At 62.2% G+C, this 18,571-nt stretch carries 16 protein-coding genes; 3 read left to right on the plus strand and 13 right to left on the minus strand.

Features of this window, described 5'->3' with window-relative positions; genetic code table 11:
- Together HX873_RS23340 and HX873_RS23345 are read left to right on the plus strand one after the other, a co-directional pair.
- On the plus strand, nucleotides 1-1,204 hold a 1,204-nt coding region (locus HX873_RS23340), incomplete at its 5' end, for a tetratricopeptide repeat protein (RefSeq protein ID WP_177123269.1).
- A complete protein-coding gene (locus HX873_RS23345) occupies nucleotides 1,201-2,841 on the plus strand; it encodes a BatD family protein (RefSeq protein ID WP_177123270.1) in 1,641 nt (546 codons plus the stop codon). The genes HX873_RS23340 and HX873_RS23345, both read left to right, overlap by 4 nt.
- Nucleotides 2,842-2,980: 139 nt before the next feature.
- Here the strand turns inward: HX873_RS23345 and HX873_RS23350 are convergent, their stop codons facing one another.
- From HX873_RS23350 to HX873_RS23375, 6 genes are read right to left on the minus strand one after another with little or no spacing between them, the layout of a single operon-like run.
- The gene (locus HX873_RS23350) at nucleotides 2,981-4,723 is read right to left on the minus strand and encodes an ABC transporter substrate-binding protein (RefSeq protein ID WP_003218534.1); all 1,743 of its coding nucleotides are present in this window, start codon (nucleotides 4,721-4,723) and stop codon (nucleotides 2,981-2,983) included.
- A gap of 35 nt (nucleotides 4,724-4,758) precedes the next feature.
- On the minus strand, nucleotides 4,759-5,031 hold the full coding sequence (locus HX873_RS23355) for a DUF2160 domain-containing protein (protein ID WP_003218532.1): 273 nt from the start codon (nucleotides 5,029-5,031) through the stop codon (nucleotides 4,759-4,761).
- Between the two features lie 10 nt (nucleotides 5,032-5,041).
- Complete coding sequence (locus HX873_RS23360; RefSeq protein ID WP_008433050.1) at nucleotides 5,042-5,842, minus strand: carbohydrate ABC transporter permease; 801 nt, start codon at nucleotides 5,840-5,842, stop codon at nucleotides 5,042-5,044.
- A gap of 10 nt (nucleotides 5,843-5,852) precedes the next feature.
- Nucleotides 5,853-6,719 (minus strand): carbohydrate ABC transporter permease, encoded by an 867-nt coding sequence (locus HX873_RS23365; RefSeq protein ID WP_003218527.1) that lies wholly within the window; start codon nucleotides 6,717-6,719, stop codon nucleotides 5,853-5,855.
- Nucleotides 6,716-7,813: an ABC transporter ATP-binding protein gene (locus HX873_RS23370; protein WP_003218526.1), complete on the minus strand. Its 1,098-nt coding sequence runs from the start codon at nucleotides 7,811-7,813 to the stop codon at nucleotides 6,716-6,718. The genes HX873_RS23365 and HX873_RS23370 overlap by 4 nt, the downstream gene beginning before the upstream one ends.
- A complete protein-coding gene (locus HX873_RS23375) occupies nucleotides 7,813-8,907 on the minus strand; it encodes an ABC transporter ATP-binding protein (RefSeq protein ID WP_003218524.1) in 1,095 nt (364 codons plus the stop codon). The genes HX873_RS23370 and HX873_RS23375 overlap by 1 nt, the downstream gene beginning before the upstream one ends.
- A 237-nt stretch (nucleotides 8,908-9,144) precedes the next feature.
- Between HX873_RS23375 and HX873_RS23380 the strand changes: the two genes are divergently transcribed.
- Nucleotides 9,145-10,971, plus strand: coding sequence for a sigma-54-dependent Fis family transcriptional regulator (locus HX873_RS23380; protein ID WP_177123271.1), 1,827 nt, complete (start codon nucleotides 9,145-9,147; stop codon nucleotides 10,969-10,971).
- A 134-nt stretch (nucleotides 10,972-11,105) separates the two neighbouring features.
- Here the strand turns inward: HX873_RS23380 and HX873_RS23385 are convergent, their stop codons facing one another.
- From HX873_RS23385 to HX873_RS23415, 7 genes are all read right to left on the minus strand, one after another.
- Complete coding sequence (locus tag HX873_RS23385; RefSeq protein ID WP_177040637.1) at nucleotides 11,106-12,638, minus strand: sodium:solute symporter; 1,533 nt, start codon at nucleotides 12,636-12,638, stop codon at nucleotides 11,106-11,108.
- A complete protein-coding gene (locus HX873_RS23390; protein WP_177040636.1) occupies nucleotides 12,635-12,889 on the minus strand; it encodes a hypothetical protein in 255 nt (84 codons plus the stop codon). The genes HX873_RS23385 and HX873_RS23390 overlap by 4 nt, the downstream gene beginning before the upstream one ends.
- Nucleotides 12,890-13,019: 130 nt before the next feature.
- The gene (locus HX873_RS23395; RefSeq protein ID WP_003218516.1) at nucleotides 13,020-13,955 is read right to left on the minus strand and encodes a choline kinase family protein; all 936 of its coding nucleotides are present in this window, start codon (nucleotides 13,953-13,955) and stop codon (nucleotides 13,020-13,022) included.
- Entirely contained in the window at nucleotides 13,952-14,908 is a 957-nt protein-coding gene (locus HX873_RS23400; protein ID WP_177123272.1) for an aminoglycoside phosphotransferase family protein, read from the minus strand. The genes HX873_RS23395 and HX873_RS23400 overlap by 4 nt, the downstream gene beginning before the upstream one ends.
- Nucleotides 14,909-14,916: 8 nt before the next feature.
- Complete coding sequence (locus HX873_RS23405) at nucleotides 14,917-16,197, minus strand: M20 family metallo-hydrolase (protein ID WP_177035933.1); 1,281 nt, start codon at nucleotides 16,195-16,197, stop codon at nucleotides 14,917-14,919.
- Nucleotides 16,175-16,933: a DeoR/GlpR family DNA-binding transcription regulator gene (locus HX873_RS23410; RefSeq protein WP_008433061.1), complete on the minus strand. Its 759-nt coding sequence runs from the start codon at nucleotides 16,931-16,933 to the stop codon at nucleotides 16,175-16,177. Before HX873_RS23410 ends, HX873_RS23405 begins: the two co-directional genes overlap by 23 nt.
- A 212-nt stretch (nucleotides 16,934-17,145) precedes the next feature.
- Entirely contained in the window at nucleotides 17,146-18,549 is a 1,404-nt protein-coding gene (locus tag HX873_RS23415; protein ID WP_177123277.1) for an amidase, read from the minus strand.
- Nucleotides 18,550-18,571: the final 22 nt, after the last annotated feature.

Genomic DNA, 18,571 nt, shown 5'->3' on the forward strand with positions numbered 1-18,571 from the left:
CGCCATGCTTGAGCAGGCTCAGGGCCTTCTCCACGGCCAGGGTCGGCTGCTGCTGATCGGCTCGTCGCTGTCCAAGCAGGAACGCCAGGGGATCCGCCTGCAGCTGCAAGGCAACCAGGCGCCGAGCTTGTCGATCCTTGGCATCGGCAGCCGTGAAGGCACGCCGGTGACCCAGGAAAGCGGCGAATTCCTCAAGGACGCCCAAGGCGCAATCCTCGTACCGCGTCTCGACAGCCCGACCCTCAAGGCCTTCGCCAGCGAAATGGGCGGCCTCTACCGCCAGGCCCGCCTGGACGACAAGGACCTGCGCCACCTCGGGATGCTGGACGGCCCGCAAAGCCTGCGCAATGACGGCCAACTGCTGCACCTCGACACCTGGGCCGACCAGGGTTACTGGCTGCTCTTACCGCTATTGCTGCTGGCCGCCTGCGCCGGGCGCCGGGGCTGGCTGTTCTTCCTGCCGTTGCTGCTGTTGGGCGCGCCGCAGCCCAGCTATGCCTTCGACTTCCAGGACCTGTGGCTGCGCCCCGACCAACAGGGCCAACTGCTGCTGAAGAAAAAACGCCCGGCCGAAGCAGCCGAACATTTCGAAGACCCGCAATGGCAAGGCGTCGCACTGTATGAAGCGGGCAACTATGCCGAAGCCGCCAAGCGGTTTGCCGAAGGCAGCGACGCCTACTCCCACTACAATCGGGGCAATGCCCTGGCCAAAAGCGGCGAGCTGGAAGCGGCGATCGATGCCTACGAACAAGCCCTCGAAGCCCAGCCAGACTTGCAGCCGGCGCTGAAGAACAAGGCGCTGGTGGAAAGCCTGATGCAACAGGAACCGGAAAAAACCGAGCCGGCCAAGCCTGCAAAAAACGAGGATGACGAAACCACCCAACCCGGCCAGACTGCGCAACCGGGCGCCAGCAGCCAGACCGCCACCGGTGGCGAGCAGACGTCCCAAGGCCAGGGCCAGCCCGGCGCGACCGACACGCAAACCGGGGCCACGCCCCACGCCGGCAGCAACGAGGTACCCGGCAGCGAGTTGGGTGATGAACAAACCACCACCCCGCCCCTGCGCCCGGTCGACGGCACGCTTGAAGGCGAGCAGCGCCAGGCCCTGGAACAATGGCTGCGGCAGATCCCGGACAACCCCGGCGAGTTGCTGCGACGCAAATTCTGGTACGAACAGCAACAACATCAGGACAAGACTCGATGAACCGCTGCACCGCCTTTCTTCTCACCCTCGCGTTGTGGGCCAGCCAGGCCCAGGCCGCCGGCCTGGTGGCCAGTGTCGACCGCAGCCGCATCAATTCCGGGGAGACGGTGGAACTGACGGTGGAGTCCAACGATGTCACGCTGTTCGGCAAACCGGACCTGGCGCCGCTGGACCCGCTGTTTGAAGTGAGCGGCACGCGGCAGATCAACCAGCTCACCACCCTGGGTGGCGATAACCACGCCACCACCCGCTGGATCATCACCCTGCTGCCCAAGGAGAACGGCACCGTGGTGATTCCGCCGTTGCAGATCGGCGAACTCAAGACCCAGCCGATCACCCTGCAGGTGGTGGAAACCGTCAGCCAGAACACCGAGGCCCAACTGGCTCCTGTGTTCATCGAAACCAACCTCGACCAGGACAGCGTCTACGTCCAGGCCCAGGCGTTGCTGACCGTGCGCGTCTACCACTCGGTGTCGCTGTATGACGACAGCAGCCTCACGCCGTTGCAGGTCGCCGATACGCGCATCGAGCAGTTGGGCGAGTCGCGCACCTACGAGAAAGTCATCAACGGCATCCGTCACGGTGTGATCGAAACCCGCTATGCCATCTACCCGCAGCACAGCGGCACGCTGACCATTCCGACGCAGACGTTCAGCGCCACCCTGGTAGAGCCACGGCCCGCCCAGGACAACAACCCCCAGGGTTCCAAGCCCGGTAAGCTGATTCACGTCAGTTCGCCGGAGCTGTCGTTGACGGTCAAGGCCAAGCCGGCAATGTACCCGGCCGACGCTCCCTGGCTGCCGGCCCGCAGCCTGACCCTCACGGAAAGCTGGAACCCCGAGCCCGATCACGTACAGGTGGGCGACTCCCTGACCCGCAGCCTGACCTTGAAAGCCGAAGGCCTGGCCGGCGCGCAACTGCCACCGCTGGCACTGAGCGACATCCCCGGCCTGCGCCGCTACCCGGACCAGCCGGTGCTGAGCAACCAGAACAACGACCGTGGCCTGATCGGCAGCCGTGAAGACCGCGAAGCGCTGGTGCCCAACCGCGTTGGCGCGCTTGAACTGCCGGCGATGGAAGTGGTGTGGTGGAACACCCACGAAGACCATCTGGAACGCACCAGCCTGCCGGCGCGCACCCTGCAGGTGGCGACCAACCCGAGCCTGATCGTGGACACGCCGGCCAGCCCGACCGTGATCACCGCGCCGGACAACGACAGCCTGTGGATCTGGCAACTGACCAGCCTGATCCTGGCCTGCACCACCCTGCTGGGCTTCGGTTTGTGGTGGCGTGCACGCTGGCAGCCGGCGATTTTGCGTGCCGCGCAAACCGGCCCGAGCCCGCGAACTTTGCTGGACGACCTCAAGCGGGCGAGCCAGGCGAATGACCCGCAGGCTACGCGTCAGGCGCTGGATGCCTGGGCGCGACAGCAGCCGGAGACCCTGGCGGATATGGCGGCGCGGTTTGTGCCGTTGTCGGATGCGCTGGATGGGTTGAACGGCGCGCTGTACAGCGAGAGTGGGCAGTATTGGCAGGGAGAGGAATTGTGGCGGGCGGTGAAGGCGATTCCGATGGCGGAGCGCGAGCAGGACCCTGCGGGGGATAGCACCAGCTTGCCGCCGCTGTATCCCAAATAGCCCCCCTTGCAGAAACACCGCAAACCCAATGTGGGAGCGGGCTTGCTCGCGAAAGCGGTCTGTCAGTCACATATCTGCTGACTGATCTACCGCCTTCGCGAGCAAGCCCGCTCCCACATTTTGATCTGCGGCGTCTGGGTTACTTGCGCGCCGCCTCCCACGACTTCAGCAACTCGTTATAACTGACCGTCTCACCCTGCGGCTTCTCATTCGCCAGCTTCGGTTTCGGCGCACCCGGCTGGTCAAACCAGTATTGCGCATCCCGTTCTTCGTTCATTTTCGGCCCGCAAATCGGCTGCACCTTGGAGCGTTCCAGGCGCGTCATGATCGCGTCCTGATCCTTGGCCAACCCGTCCAGCGCCTGCTGCGGCGTCTTTTCTCCGCTGGCCGCTTCCGAAATATGGCTCCACCACAATTGCGCCAACCGTGGATAGTCCGGCACGTTGGTGCCGGTCGGGGTCCACTCCACCCGGGCCGGGCTGCGGTAGAACTCCACCAACCCACCGAGTTTCGGCGCCAGGTCGGTCATGGCCTGGGAGTTGATGTCAGACTCACGAATCGGCGTCAGGCCAACGATGGTTTTTTTCAGCGACACGGTTTTCGAGGTCACGAACTGCGCGTAGAGCCAGGCCGCCAGTTTCTGCTTCTCGGGCGTCGACTTGAGGAAGGTCCAGGAACCTACGTCCTGATAGCCCTTCTTCATGCCCTTTTCCCAGTAAGGCCCGACGGGTGATGGCGCCATGCGCCATTTCGGCGTGCCGTCGGCGTTGACCACCGGCAGGCCCGGCTTGGTCATGTCGGCGGTAAACGCGGTGTACCAGAAGATCTGCTGGGCGATGTTGCCCTGGGACGGCACCGGACCGGATTCGGAGAAGGTCATGCCCGCCGCTTCCGGTGGTGCATAGGCTTTCATCCAGTCCACGTATTTCTGCGTGGCATACACCGCCGCCGGGCCGTTGGTGTCGCCACCACGGGTGACGCTGGAGCCCACCGGGTGGCAGTCCTCCACGCGAATGCCCCATTCGTCCACCGGCAAACCGTTGGGCAGGCCCTTGTCGCCGCCACCGGCCATGGAGAACCAGGCATCGGTGAAGCGCCAGCCCAGGGACGGGTCTTTCTTGCCGTAGTCCATGTGCCCGTAGACGCGCTTGCCGTCGATTTCCTTGACGTCTTCGCTGAAGAATTTGGCGATGTCTTCGTAGGCCGACCAGTTCACCGGCACGCCGAGTTCATAGCCGTACTTTTCCTTGAACTTGGCTTTCAGGTCTGCCCGTTCGAACCAGTCGGCGCGGAACCAGTACAGGTTGGCGAACTGTTGGTCGGGCAATTGGTAGATCTTGCCGTCGGGCGCAGTGGTGAACGAAATGCCGATGAAGTCCTTGATGTCCAGGGTGGGTGAAGTGAAGTTCTTGCCTTCGTTGGCCATCAGGTCGGTGATGGATTCTGTCTTGCCATAGCGAAAGTGCGTACCGATCAAGTCGGAATCGTTGACCCAGCCGTCATAGATATTCTTGTCGGACTGCATCTGGGTTTGCAGCTTTTCCACCACGTCGCCTTCCTGCAGCAAGTCGTGGGTCAGCTTGATCCCGGTGATTTCGCTGAAGGCCTTGGCCAGCACCTTGGATTCATACTCGTGGGTGGTGAGGGTTTCCGACACCACGTTGATCTTCATCCCGCGAAACGGCTCCGCGGCCTTGATAAACCACTTCAGCTCTTCAAGCTGCTGGGCTTCGGTGAGGGTCGACGGTTTGAACTCACTGCCGATCCATTTTTTCGCAGCGTCTTCATAAGCATCCGCCCAGGCCGCAGCACTGAGCCCGCTGAGCGCCAGCACGGCCGCCAATGAAATGCTATGTCGCAGCTTATTGTTTTTATCGAACATAGAGACCTCCTGGTTTTGGGGTTCAAAAGGGGCAGCTAGCCCCAACGCATCACAGACAACAGCCACACCAGAGACAGCGCGGACGCCACCCAGATGCTCCAGCCGGTTACGCCGATCACCAACAAATGCAGGTAGGCGCTGCCGAGAAGACCGATAAACAAACGATCACCACGGGTGGTGCTGATCGGTAAAAAGCCGCGCCGGGGGATACTCGGCGAGCGCAATTCCCAGGTCGTCATGCCCACCAGCAGCAGGCCGATCGCGGCAAAGAACAGTGCGGTCGGGGTGGTCCAGGCCATCCATTCCATCATCGACTCCTCAGACCCGGCCCAGGGCAAAGCCCTTGGCCACATGGTTGCGAACGAACCAGATCACCAGCATGCCCGGCAAAATGGTCAACACCCCCGCCGCCGCCAGCACGCCCCAGTCGATGCCGGAGGCCGAAACCGTACGGGTCATCACTGCGGCGATGGGTTTGGCGTTCACCGACGTCAGCGTGCGTGCCAGCAGGAGCTCGACCCAGGAAAACATGAAGCAGAAAAACGCCGTGACGCCGATCCCCGAGCCAATCAGCGGGATGAAGATCTTCACGAAAAACTTGGGGAAGCTGTACCCGTCGATGTAGGCCGTTTCGTCGATTTCCTTGGGCACGCCCGACATGAAACCTTCGAGAATCCACACCGCCAGCGGCACGTTGAACAGGCAATGGGCCAAGGCCACCGCGATATGCGTATCGAACAAGCCAATGGACGAATACAGCTGGAAGAACGGCAGCAAAAACACCGCCGGCGGCGCCATGCGGTTGGTCAGCAACCAGAAGAACAAGTGCTTGTCGCCGAGGAAGCGGTAGCGCGAGAACGCGTAGGCCGCCGGCAGCGCCACGCTCAGGGAAATCACGGTGTTGAGGCTGACGTAGTACAGCGAGTTGAGGTAGCCGGTGTACCAGCTCGGGTCGGTGAAGATCACCTTGTAGTTGGCGAAGGTGAAGTCCTGCGGAAACAGGGTCAGGCCGCCGAGGATTTCGGTGTTGCTCTTGAAGGACATGTTCAGCAGCCAGTAGATCGGCACCAGCAGGAACAGGATGTAGACCAGCAGCGGGATTACCTTGCGCTTGCTCATGTTGGCGGCCTCAGCGGTTGGCGTCGGAGTGGGTCATGGCGGTGTAGAACAGCCAGGACACCAACAGGATGATCAGGAAGTACACCAGCGAAAACGCCGCCGCCGGGCCCAGGTCGAATTGGCCTACGGCCATCTGGGTAAGCGTCTGGCTGAGGAAGGTGGTGGCGTTCCCTGGCCCGCCGCCCGTCAGCACAAACGGTTCGGTGTAGATCATGAAACTGTCCATGAAGCGCAGCATCACCGCGATCAACAGCACGCTCTTCAGTTTTGGCAACTGGATATGTCGGAACACCGCCCAGCTGGACGCCCGATCAATCCGCGCCGCCTGGTAGTACACATCCGGGATCGCCCGCAGCCCCGAGAAACACAGCAGCGCCACCAGGGACGTCCAGTGCCACACGTCCATCACCAGCACCGTGACCCAGGCGTCCATGGTGTTGGCGGCGTAGTTGTAGCTGATGCCCATCGCATTGAGCGTGGAACCCATCAGGCCAATGTCGGCACGGCCAAAGATCTGCCAGATGGTGCCGACCACGTTCCACGGAATCAGCAGCGGAATCGCCATTACGATCAACACCAGCGACGACCATCGGCCCTTGGTGGGCATCGTCAGGGCAATCGCGATGCCCAGCGGAATCTCGATCAACAGCACACACGCCGAGTAGATGAACTGACGCAGCAGCGAGTCATGCAGGCGCGGGTCCAGCAGCACCTGTTTGTACCAGTCGGCGCCGACGAAGTAGCGGCTGGATTGGTCGAAGATGTCCTGCACCGAGTAGTTGACCACGGTCATCATCGGGATCACCGCGCTGAAGGCCACCAGCAGGAACACCGGCAATACCAGCCACCAGGCCTTGTTGTTCTGCACCTTGTTCATGGCTGCACCTCCAGCAAGTAGTCATCGGCATACACCATCAGCCACTGCCCCGGAAAGCTGATGGACGCCTGGCCCTCGGGCACCGGTTTGTCTTCGGCCAGGCGCACTTTCAACGGTGCGCCATCGAGGTTGAGGGTCATGATCTTGTAGGTGCCGAGGTCTTCCACATGGGTGACTTGCGCCTGTAGCGCGTCGGGATTGTGCTCATCCCACACATGGATAAATTCCGGGCGGATGCCGACCTGCAGCTTCTTGTAAGGCATTTCGCCAATGCGCTGCTGCAACGCCTCGGGCAACGCCAGATGTGTCCCGGCAAAGCGCACACCGCCCGCCTCTGCCTGCACCTCAATCAGATTCATCCCAGGGCTGCCGATGAAATAGCCGACAAAGGTGTGACTGGGCCGCTCGAACAACTCCCGGGGCGTACCGAACTGCACGATCTGCCCGCCGTACATCACCGCGATCTTGTCGGCGAAGGTCGAAGCTTCCAGTTGGTCGTGGGTCACGTAGACCATGGTGATGTTGAACTGCTCGTGGATCTGCTTGAGCTTGCGCCGCAGCTTCCATTTCAGGTGCGGGTCGATCACCGTCAGCGGTTCGTCGAACAGGATCGCCGACACGTCATCCCGCACCAGCCCGCGGCCCATGGAGACTTTCTGCTTTTCATCGGCAGTGAGGTTGCGGGCCTTTTTGTCCAGCAGGTTTTGCAGGTCGAGCACCTCGGCAATTTCCTGCACCTTGCTGTGAATCTTCGCCTCGGCCATGCCCTGGTTTCGCAGGGGAAAAGCCAGGTTATCGAACACGGTCATGGTGTCGTACACCACCGGAAACTGGAACACCTGGGCGATGTTGCGTTTTTCCGGGGTCAGTTCGTTGACCACCTTGGCGTCGAACAGCACCTGGCCTTCGGATGGGCTGAGCAGGCCGGAGATGATGTTGAGCAAGGTCGACTTGCCGCAGCCCGACGGCCCCAGCAACGCGTAGGCGCCGCCCTGCTCCCAGACGTGGTTCATCTCGCGAATCGCGTAGTCCTCGGGGCCGTTTGGCTTTGAACTGTAGCTGTGGGCCAGGTTCTGCAAATGGATCTCGGCCATCAGGCAACCCTCGCGACACGTCGGCCCGGAGCCTGGACCAGACGTCCCTGACCATCGAACACAAACAGTTTGTGGGTAGGGATATAGATGCGGATCGGCGCGTCGACGTCGTACTCATGCACGCCGGGCAAATGCAGCACCAGCAAGAAGTGTTCGCTGCGCACATGCAGGAAGGTTTCCGAGCCACTGATCTCGGCGACTTCCACGGTCACTGCCAGCTCCAGGTCATCGTCGTTGCTCGGCACCAGGCTGATATGGCTGGGACGCACGCCAAAGCGAAACTCGCCCTCACCGATGGGCCGCAGGTCGACGTTCAGCGGGAAGTGCACGAAGTTGGCGAAGCTCACTTCATTGCCACTGATGCGCCCGGGCATCAGGTTGATCGGCGGCTCGGAAAACAGCTCGGCCGCCAGCACGGTTTGCGGCTGGTGATAGACCTCAGCGGCCTTGCCGCTCTGGATCACCCGGCCCTCGTGGAGAATCGTGGTGGTACCGCCCAGGGCCAGGGCTTCGTTGGGTTCGGTGGTGGCGTAGATGGCGATGGTGTGACGCGCCTTGAACAGCTCGCGCATTTCCTGGCGCAGTTCTTCGCGCAGTTTGTAGTCCAGGTTCACCAGGGGCTCATCGAACAGAATCAGCTCGGCATCCTTGACCAGCGCCCGGGCCATGGCGGTGCGTTGCTGCTGGCCGCCGGAGAGTTCCAGGGGGTGACGCTGGAGGAATTTCTCGATGCGCAGCATTTTCGCGGTTTCGAGGACTTTGCTCTGGATCTGCTCGGCAGAGACTCCGGCCTGGCGCAGCGGCGAGGCGATGTTCTCGAACACGGTCATGGTCGGGTAGTTGATGAACTGCTGATAGACCATCGACACATTGCGCAGGCGCACCGGCTTCTGGGTGACGTCCACGCCATTCATCAGGATGCGCCCGCTGTCAGGCTTGTCCAGGCCGGCCATCAGGCGCATCAGGCTGGTCTTGCCGGAGAGCGTGCGGCCCAGCAATACATTGAAGGAACCGGCTTCGAAACGCAGGTTGGCGTCGTCGATCCAGGTTTGGCCTTCGACAACGCGAGTGACGTGCTCCAGGGTCAATGACATGACACGACCTTTTTATTATTGGAATGGTTCTGGCAGGAGCACAGAGCGAGTTCCGTGCCAACAACCCAAACCTCAGGCCGGTCAACGAGTTAGGCAAAACAGCGATTCGCCTCTGAACAGAAATGAACAGGTCAGGCTGAACAACTGAACAATCGGCGGGTTGACAATGAACAGTTCTGAACAACACTGAACGGGCCTTCCGCACCCCAGAACAACAATAAAGCAAGGGTCACCGCCATGAGCACACCGCTGGCGCACGATGCCATCATCCAGGACTCCTGGCGCCGCTGCCGGGCCTATGGCCTGGATCACCAGAGCACACCGAGCTTCGACCAACTGCCCGCAGACGGCGTCAGCCAGTTGCTGGAAAGCCAGCATTCCCTTGTGCAGACCACCCACCAGGAAGTGCTGCCCTACTACGAAAACATCCTCAGCAATTCCAACTGCCTGATCATGCTTGCCGACAACCAGGGCCAGGTGCTGACTTCGTGGGGCACCCAACGCTTTATCGACCCCAAGCTGGCCCGTGGTTTCAGCGCCGGCGCCAGCTGGATGGAGCGCTCCAGCGGCACCAACGCCATCGGCACCGCCCTGGCCTGTGCCCAGGCAGTGCATATCGAACATGACGAACACTTCCTCAAGGCCAACCGTTTCATGACCGGCTCGGCAGCGCCGATCTTCGATGCGCAGCGGGAAATCATCGCGGTGCTGGATGTGTCCAGCGACAGCTACCTGCCGCCCTCCCACACCCTCGGCATGGTCAAGATGATGAGCCAGACCGTCGAGAACCGGCTGATCCTCAACCTGTTTCGCGGTGAGCATTTCCAGCTGACGTTCAACACCGGGCTGAACAACCTCGATAGCCAGTGGGCCGGACTGCTGATTTTTGATGAAAGCGGTCAGGTACTGTCGGCCAATCGCCGGGCCGACAACCTGCTGGGCATCAGCCTGTCGCGGGTGTTGATCGACAGCCTGTTCAAGGTCTCGCTGCTGGAACTGCTCAACCAGCCCGAAGGCCTGCCCTTCTCGCTGCAAGCCGCCGGACGCAACCGTTTCCAGTGCCTGCTGAAACGGCCGAAACAGGCGCCAGTGCAGGCTCGCGTGTTTGTGGAAACGAAAAAGCCCCGCGAACCCGGCCCCACGGCCATCAGTCTCAAGACCCTGCACTTCGGCGATGCCCGCGTGGAAAAGGCCGTACGTCAGGCCGAGCGCCTGCTGGAAAAGGATATTCCGTTGCTGATCCACGGTGAAACCGGTGTCGGCAAGGAAGTGTTCGTCAAAGCCCTGCACAAGGCCAGTTCCCGCAGCCAACAAGCGTTTATCGCGGTCAACTGCGCAGCGATCCCCGCCGAACTGGTGGAGTCGGAACTGTTCGGTTATGAAAAAGGCGCGTTCACCGGCGCCAACCAGAAAGGCAGCATCGGGCTGATCCGCAAGGCAGACAAAGGCACGCTGTTCCTCGACGAGATCGGCGACATGCCCCTGCCGACCCAGGCCCGGCTGTTGCGGGTATTGCAGGAACGCTGTGTGCAGCCTGTAGGCAGCAGCGAGTTGTACCCGGTGGATTTGCGGATCATCTCCGCCACCAACCGCTCGCTGCGCGAACAGGTACAGCTCGGGCGTTTTCGCGAAGACCTGTATTACCGCATCGGTGGCCTGACCCTGGAGCTGCCGCCGCTACGGGAGCGCACGGATAAACAGGCGTTGTTCAAGCAGCTGTGGCAACAGCATCGCGAGCCGACGCAGTGGGCCGGGTTGACTAACGAGGTGCTGGCCTTGTTTGAACAGCATCCGTGGCCGGGGAACCTGCGCCAGGTGAGCAGCGTGTTGCAGGTGGCACTGGCCATGGCGGAAGAGCAGCCGATTCGGGCGGAACATCTGCCGGATGATTTTTTTGTGGATTTGAATGGGGTGGTGCCGGTGTGTGATGCAGTGGATGACAGTCTGGACCTGAATGAGCGACTGAAGGCGGTGGGCGGGAATATCTCTCACCTGGCCAGAGAGCTTGGCGTCAGCCGCAATACCCTCTACAAACGCCTGCGACAAAACGGGAATGCTGTGTAGAAACACAATCAAAAATGTGGGAGCGGGCTTGCTCGCGAATGCGGTATATCAGTCGCTGATGCTTTAACTGACAGTCTGCATTCGCGAGCAAGCCGGCTCCCACATTGGAACTACATTGGGTTTGAGAAGTGGGTTCAGTTCAGGACCGGCCTTGCCCCCATTGGCACTTTGCGCCCTGGCGCCGCCATTTCAAACAACTGCTCCACCCGAGCACTCTCCTGCGCACTCGGTTTGATCGCCCATGCACACGCCACAAAAATCCCCGCATTGACCACCAGCCCCACAATCCCGCTGGTCAACGACCCCAGCCCGGGAATGTCGTCCGGGTACATCGTCGTCAGCACAATCGCCATCACGATCCCCGCCAGCATCCCGGCAATCGCGCCTTCCTTGTTGCCGCGGCGGCTGAAAATGCCGAAGAACAGCGGCACCGCCAACTGGATAATCCCCTGGTAGGAAATCTGCGCCAGCAATTGCAGTCGCGCGTAATCAAAGGTCAGGTACGCCAGCACCGAGGCGGCAACGATAAACACCACCATCCCGGACTTGGCCAACAGCGTCAGTTGCCGATCGGTACGCGGGGTGTTCCAGGTAGCCAGGTCGTTGGCGAACTGGGTGCCGCAGACCTGCACGCAGCCGTCGACGTGGCCGATGCTCGCCGCCAGTACGATGACGATAGCCAGCGCCAGCATCCACGGCCCGCCGATGTCGAACAGCGAGAGGAACCAGCCTTGTTGCGGGTGCGCGATGACGTTCGGGTCCTGGCTGATGGCCGCGGCAAACAGCATCAGAATCCCGTAGAAACCACCCACCAACAGGATCGTGTACAGCGTGCCTTTCTTCACCGCCTTGACGCCGCTGGCGGTGTAGATGCGCTGGAAGCTCATGGGCCAGCACATCGAGCCGATCACGCCGGTGAAGATCAGGCTGAACATGTACAGCGGGCCGTAACCGGTGCCGCTGGCGCCGGGAATCAGCAACATTTTCGCCGGCAGGTGCGACAGGTTGGAGAACGACGCCTGGTCGCCGAACAGCAGGAACACACACAGCGCCGCACACACGACATAGGCGATCAGGCCCTGGAACATGTCGGTCATGATCAGCCCGCGCATGCCCATGCTCACGGTCCAGTACTGGCGCACCAGCACCACCACCACGCCGGCGACCAGGCAGGTGGTGACGCCCCAGCGGCCGAAGCTGGCGAACTGGAACAACATCGCCAACGCCTGGATGCCCATCACCACCCACGGGAATACCGAGATGATGCCGATGATCGAGGCCACGCGCTTGACCACCGGGCTGTTGAAGCGCATGCCGAGCAAGTCCGGCTGGGTGCGCAGGTTGAAACGCTGGCCCCAGGTCCACGCGCGGCGGGCCATCAGGTACATTGCCGTCACGCCAAGGGTGGCGTAGACCATGCCGTAGAAGCCCAGGGCGCCGCCGATGGTCAGGGCGAAAAACGCGGTAAAGGTCGAGCCCGGCCACCACGAGTTGGTGTAACACATGGCGATGTACCACGGCCCATAGGAGCGCCCGCCTACGGCGTAATCGGAAAAACTCGTGCTCTCGCGGTTGGTGGCGTACAGCACGGCGATCATCCCGGCCAGGAACAGGCCGATGACGCCGAAGGTGATAAAGAGGTTGGCATCGCTGGCGGTGCTGATCATTGCGCATCCCCCTCTTCGGGTATTTCGCCGGCCTTCAATTCGGCGACGTACAACGCCCACAGGCCCAGGCCTGCGAGGACGGCAACGGCGATCCAGTAGAAGATCGGCAACGGTATGCCCAGTACCAACGCGGTACTGCCGCTCACGCTCAAATAGAACGGCGGGAATAAGGCGAGCATCAGCAACAGGAAAAAGTACACGCCAAAGAGTTGGCTTTTCAGGCGTCCGGGTGGTGCGCTATCAGATTTCATGAGTCGGGTGCTCCTTGAATTTGTGGATCGTTTTTTTGTGTGATCAAACAAAAATCAAGCAGTGAAAACGCAGGCACCAATCAGCGCCCAAGTGACTTCATTCAATGCATTATTGTTGTCTGGCGCAGGCTCAAGCCTGTCTTAGCCAGGTTTCCCATTGCGAATCGTTGATGATGCTGCGGGCACGCATGTGCTTCCAGGTGCCGTATTTGTAGAAGTCGAAATCCAGCTGCGACACCGCGTGCTGCACCATCGCCCAGGTCGACCATTTGATGTCCGCCAGGGCCTTGTGCAACTTGATGCGCGCGAGGTTCTGCGGGGTGACCTGGCCGAAGTAATCCTCGATCAGGGCCAGTTCCATTTCATCAGTGAAAAACATTTCGCCGAACCACAGCGCCAGTTCGTAATGCCGGTCGTTGTTGGAGGCGTATTCGAAGTCCACCAGACGAATTTGCCGACGGTCGTTGAGCATGAAATTACCCGCCAGGGTGTCATTCATGCAGGGAGCCAGGTCGATGCCGGAAGCTTGCAGCACGCCCCGGGCGCGGTCGCATTGGCGGCGCAGCCAGGCGTCGTCGGCGGGCTTGCAGCCGTTGAGTTGCTCCACCTGCCGCTGGTGCTCGGCAATCATGTCGAACACGGTCTTGGTCTGCACCAGTGGCGGCTGGTCGTTGAACGCCTTGAGGGCGTGCAGCGCGTTGTGGCGCACGTCGCGGTCGAGGAAGTCGTGGTTGGAGGAGGCGCGCCAGCCCTCCATGAACTCGAAGACTTCCACGCCGAACTCTTCAAGGAATGCGAACACCGGCGCGCCATAGCCGGTTTGCGCCGCCTTGAGGCTGGCGTCGTGGGCCGTGCGGCGGTCGATGAACATCTCGGTGCCCACGCCCGGCACCTTGAAGAAATACGCAGTGTCGATCCCGGCCACTTCCACCCGCCAGTTGGTGTTGGAAATCCCGCCGCTGACCGGTTCATAACGAATGCCGGTGCCGCCCCAACTGGCAACCCCGCGCACCGCCGCTTCCAGCTGACACTCTTGTGGCGTACACGCCTCACCTAACGCTTTCATGCCTGTCCCTCCTGTACCTGACGTAGCCAACCTTCAAACCGCGGGTCTTGCAGACTTTGGCGGCAGCGCAACAGCGTCCACTGCCCGACCTTGGAAAACTCCAGCGGCCGCGCCGAGGTAGCGCCGACCCACAGGCCCCAGAGCGTCCAGTACCAATCGTTGATCAAGGCGTACAAGCGGCAGCGCGCATAGTCGCTTTCACGGCACTCGCCGGCCCAGGCATGGATGCCTTCGCGCCAGTCGTTTTCGAAGACGTACAACTCGTTAAGGCTGATGGCCACGTCGTACCAGGGATCACCACTGCCGGCGTAATCGAAGTCGATCAGTTGCAAGGCGCCGTCCGGGCCGATCATCACGTTGCTCGCCACGCCGTCGCCGTGCAGCGGCACCGAGTCGCTGGCGTTCAGTTGCAGCGAGGTCCAGGCCAGGTCAATGCAGGTGCCGATCCAGGCGTGGTCGATGGGCAAGGCCACGCTGTAGCGCACGCATAATTCGCGCAGGTGCTGGATGTCTTGCAGCGGCGAGCGGGCGAAGCCCGGCGAGGTGCCTTGGTGCAGTTGTTTCTTCAGGGTCCAGAGCGCTTGCAGGCGCTGGGGCTGCATCAATTCGCCGAGGCGGGCCCAACGCCACTCGCTGGTGGGCAACGCATCCAGCAGCAACACGCCGGCCGTGGCATCCACCAGGCGCACACCCGGCGTCACGTCGCAATCAGCTGCCAGTTGGGTGGCGCGGGCAGTGCGTTCAATGTCGATCAGCGCGCGCATGTCGTCATGCAAGACTTTGGCGTAACACTGGCCCCACGGTGCGCTGACGGTAAAACCGGCCCACTCGGTGGCCAGGCGTACCGGCGAGGCAATCCCGGCGGTGCCCTCTTCGACCACCACATGGGCGGACAAGCCGGCGGCCTCCAGGGCGCCCAGCAGCCGTGACTTTGCTTGCAAACGACTCGACATGGCAGACCTCAGCGGTAGGCGTTGGGGGTGGAACAGGCGCGGTGCAGCAACGCGGTCAGCATGTGCAGGCCGTTGCGCATGTCCTGCTCGCTGGTGAATTCCGCTTCGTTGTGGGACACGCCATTGCTGCTCGGGATAAACAGCAGGCACACCGGGTAATGCCGGCTCAGGCTGATGGCGTCGTGGCCTGACACGGTGACGCTGTTGCCGATGGGCAAGCGCAGTTGCTGGCCGACGCCGTAGGCCAGCTCGGCAAAACCGTGATGCAGGTGGCTCGGCTCACGCAGGGCGCGGCTTTCGATGCTGTAGTCAGTCGACGTGGCGCTGGCGGTGGCCTTGAGGCTGGCGTCCAGGCGCGCACCGGCTGCGGCCAGTAATTCGGTGTCGGGCGAGCGGTACTCGACATGCAACGTCACGCTGGAAGGCACCACGTTGGGGGAATTGGGATAGATCTCCAGGCGCCCCACCGAGCTGTGCAGTTGCACGCCGTGCAGGTCGGCCTCGGCCCGCACCGCAGTGATCGCGTGGGCGGCGGCCAGCAAGGCATCCTTGCGTGCAGCCATGGGTGTAGGACCGGTGTGGTTCTGTTCACCGATGAACCGAATCCGTTGCTTGAGGGCGGCCCAGGTGTCGCGCACCACACCGATGGCCAGCCCGTCGCGCTCAAGGCCATCACCTTGTTCGACGTGGATTTCCACATAACCGGCGACGTCCAGCTCGACGCGGCCCTCCCCCAGATAACCAATCTGCTGCAGCGCATGCTTGAGGCTGATGCCATCGCCATCGCGGCAGGCCCAGGCGTCCTGCAGGGCCAGGTCACCGGTGAACACGCTGCTGCCGATCAGGCTGGGCTGGAAACGCGCGCCCTCCTCGTTGGTCCAGTTCACCACCGCCAGGTTGCACGCCGGTACTTCGCCGCGCTCGCGCAGTTGGCGAGCCAGGCTGGCCACCGCGACTGCGCCGGCCAGCACGCCATAGACCCCATCGAAACGCCCGGCACTCGGCTGGCTGTCGAGATGCGAGCCACACAGCACGTAGGGCGCTTCTGGATTAAAGGTGATCAAACCGAACATGTTACCCACTGCATCCACACGCACGTCAAAACCGCGTTCAGTCAGCCAGGCCGCGAACAGGTCGCGCACGGCGCCGTCTTCAGCCGAGGCGGCGAGGCGATGCAGCCCACCGGCCTTGGTTGCACCGATGGCCGAAGTGTCGCGGAACAGCGCCTCGAAGGTTTCAAGGTCCTGTTCACTGGGCACCAGCAACTCAGGGGTAAAGGATATCGACATGGGCTTGCTCCAGGCGGGTCGCAAAGTCGTTGGACGGCGCACGATTGGTGACCAGGGTCGTGATGGCGCTGAACGGCAGCGTATTGATAAAGGTGCGGTGGCCGAACTTGGCGTCATCGGCCAGGATCACGCTGCGCAGGCTGTGTTTGGTCAGTTCCCGGCGCAGCAGCGCCTCGGGCTCCTGGTAGTCCATGAACCCCAGCTCCAGGTCGACAGCGCCGATGCCCATGAAGGCAATGTCGTAGTGGAACTGTCGGACGAATTCCAGGGTGTGGGCGCCAATCAGCGCGTTGTCGTTGCGGCGCACATCGCCGGGCACCACCAGCACCTGGTTGGCGCTTTGCTCGGTGATCAGGCGGGCGATGTCCAGGGAGTTGGTGATGATGCGCAACTGGCTGAACGCGGTCAGTTGCTGGGCCAGGGCCAGGGTCGAGGTGCCGGTGTCGAGGAACAGCACCATGCCTTCGCTCACCAGCTTCGCTGCACACACCGCGATACGCGTCTTGGCCTGGGGCTTGATGCGGCTGCGCACCTGCAGCGGCTGTTCTTCGTTGAGCCGCGGCAGGATCGCGCCGCCGTGGATGCGCCGCAGCTTGCCGGCTTCTTCCAGGTACTTGAAGTCGCGGCGGATGGTTTCTTCGGAGACGAACAGCGCCTGCGCCAGGTCCGACGCCTTGACGCGCTGGTGTTGAGTGAGCAGGAGCATGATTTCGTCGAGACGTGGCTGGTTGAGCATAAAAGAGGTATTCCAAGGCAGGTTCAGGCGGCCGGTATTGCGCGCCCCACGGCGAAACGCGGCGCGAGCCGGTCCAGCGGGGAGCATAGAACGTAATACAGCCATGGACAGGGTCACGGGTACCTCTCACTCATCAGGGTGTGAAAGGGCAGGACAACACAAAGCGTTTATCACGGGCGGGCTTCTTTTGAGTCCGCTCCGGGTGCAATCAATCAGGGCATCAGCATCGGGGGACGGTGCTGATCCCAGGGGGCGATGGCTTCGACGGCCGCGCAGAATTGCAGCACCTGGGCGTCGGCAAAACGTGGGCCGATCACCTGCAGGCCAATCGGCAAACCGCTCGGGCTGAAGCCGCAGGGCAGGCTGGCAGCGGGGTTGCCGGTGATATTGAACGGATAGGTAAACGGCGTCCAGCGGGCCCAGGGCACCGCGCCCTCCTCGCCCGGCCAGCCCTCGGGGGCAACCCGGTCGGCGGCGAACGGCAGGATCGGCATCGTCGGCATCAGCAGTACGTCGTAGTCATTAAACAGCGCGTGTACCTGATTGGCGAACAGTGCACGTTGCTGCACAGCCTTGAGGTAGGCCGCCAGATCGTAATCGGCGGAGCGCTTGATCAGCGCAGCGAAACCCGGGTCCAGTTGGTCGAGGCGATCGGCCAGGGATTTGCCATAGGCGATCCCGCGCCCGCCGACCCACAGGGTTTCGAAGGTGGCCAGCGGGTCTTGCCAGTCCAGGGTCAGGGTGGTGACGGTGACCGGCAGCTCATCCGCAAGGTAATGCACCGCCGCTTCGACGGTGGCGGCGATGACCGGGTCCACCGGCGTATCGAACAAGGTCGGGCAATAAGCCACACGCACGGGGCCCAGCGGTTGGTCGCAGCGCGCCAGGTAGGACTCGGTGGGCGCGGGCAAGGCCTGGTGATCCAGCGGATCGGGGCCGGAGAGGATATCGAAGAGCAACGCGCTGTCGCGCACGGTGCGGGTGATCGGGCCGGCGTGGCTGAGCATTTCAGTGGCGGACCAGGGCCAGGTGGGGATGCGCCCCAGAGAGCCTTTAAGAGCGAATGCACCGCAAAAGGCGCCGGGAATGCGCACCGAACCGCCGCCGTCGGAACCCAGCGTGGCCGGGACCATGCGTGCTGCCACCGCAATGGCCGAGCCGGAACTGGATCCTCCGCTGGTGAGCTGGGGGTTCCAGGGGTTGCGGCCATTGCCGAAAACCCGGGAGGTGCTGGCGCCGGTCCAGCCGAATTCGGTGGTGGCGGTCTTGCCGACGATGATCGCGCCGGCCTCCTTGAGGCGGCGGATGATCGGGGCGTCCTGGGTGGGGACGTTGTCCAGGCCGGTCAGCGAACCGCGGGTGGTGCGCAGATTGGCGGTGGAGAACAGGTCTTTGATGCCGAAGGGGATGCCGTGGAGCGGGCCACGAAATTGGTTGGCCTGCGCTTCTGCGGTCAGGATTTCAGCCTGCTCCCGCGCGGATTCGGTGTAGACGTCGCCGAAGGCATTCAGTGTGGGATTGTGGGTTTTGATGGCTTCGAGGCTTTGCTCGACCAGTTGCACAGGGGTCAGTGTGCCTTGGCGGATGCTTTCGGCTGCGTGCAGGACGCTGGGCATGTGGGTCAGTGAGGTATCAGTC

The organism is Pseudomonas sp. P7758, assembly GCF_013386485.1.
GTDB lineage: Bacteria > Pseudomonadota > Gammaproteobacteria > Pseudomonadales > Pseudomonadaceae > Aquipseudomonas.

What these genes read in the sequence shown, in the direction of transcription:
- HX873_RS23360 (WP_008433050.1), bottom strand. Translation starts at nt 5,842, where the DNA reads ATGAGCAAGCGCAAGGTAATCCCGCTGCTGGTCTACATCCTGTTCCTG.
- HX873_RS23415 (WP_177123277.1), bottom strand. Translation starts at nt 18,549, where the DNA reads ATGCCCAGCGTCCTGCACGCAGCCGAAAGCATCCGCCAAGGCACACTG.
- HX873_RS23410 (WP_008433061.1), bottom strand. Translation starts at nt 16,933, where the DNA reads ATGCTCAACCAGCCACGTCTCGACGAAATCATGCTCCTGCTCACTCAA.
- HX873_RS23375 (WP_003218524.1), bottom strand. Translation starts at nt 8,907, where the DNA reads ATGTCATTGACCCTGGAGCACGTCACTCGCGTTGTCGAAGGCCAAACC.
- HX873_RS23390 (WP_177040636.1), bottom strand. Translation starts at nt 12,889, where the DNA reads ATGAAATCTGATAGCGCACCACCCGGACGCCTGAAAAGCCAACTCTTT.
- HX873_RS23380 (WP_177123271.1), top strand. Translation starts at nt 9,145, where the DNA reads ATGAGCACACCGCTGGCGCACGATGCCATCATCCAGGACTCCTGGCGC.
- HX873_RS23395 (WP_003218516.1), bottom strand. Translation starts at nt 13,955, where the DNA reads ATGAAAGCGTTAGGTGAGGCGTGTACGCCACAAGAGTGTCAGCTGGAA.
- HX873_RS23405 (WP_177035933.1), bottom strand. Translation starts at nt 16,197, where the DNA reads ATGTCGATATCCTTTACCCCTGAGTTGCTGGTGCCCAGTGAACAGGAC.
- HX873_RS23400 (WP_177123272.1), bottom strand. Translation starts at nt 14,908, where the DNA reads ATGTCGAGTCGTTTGCAAGCAAAGTCACGGCTGCTGGGCGCCCTGGAG.
- HX873_RS23370 (WP_003218526.1), bottom strand. Translation starts at nt 7,813, where the DNA reads ATGGCCGAGATCCATTTGCAGAACCTGGCCCACAGCTACAGTTCAAAG.
- HX873_RS23350 (WP_003218534.1), bottom strand. Translation starts at nt 4,723, where the DNA reads ATGTTCGATAAAAACAATAAGCTGCGACATAGCATTTCATTGGCGGCC.
- HX873_RS23365 (WP_003218527.1), bottom strand. Translation starts at nt 6,719, where the DNA reads ATGAACAAGGTGCAGAACAACAAGGCCTGGTGGCTGGTATTGCCGGTG.
- HX873_RS23345 (WP_177123270.1), top strand. Translation starts at nt 1,201, where the DNA reads ATGAACCGCTGCACCGCCTTTCTTCTCACCCTCGCGTTGTGGGCCAGC.
- HX873_RS23385 (WP_177040637.1), bottom strand. Translation starts at nt 12,638, where the DNA reads ATGATCAGCACCGCCAGCGATGCCAACCTCTTTATCACCTTCGGCGTC.
- HX873_RS23355 (WP_003218532.1), bottom strand. Translation starts at nt 5,031, where the DNA reads ATGGAATGGATGGCCTGGACCACCCCGACCGCACTGTTCTTTGCCGCG.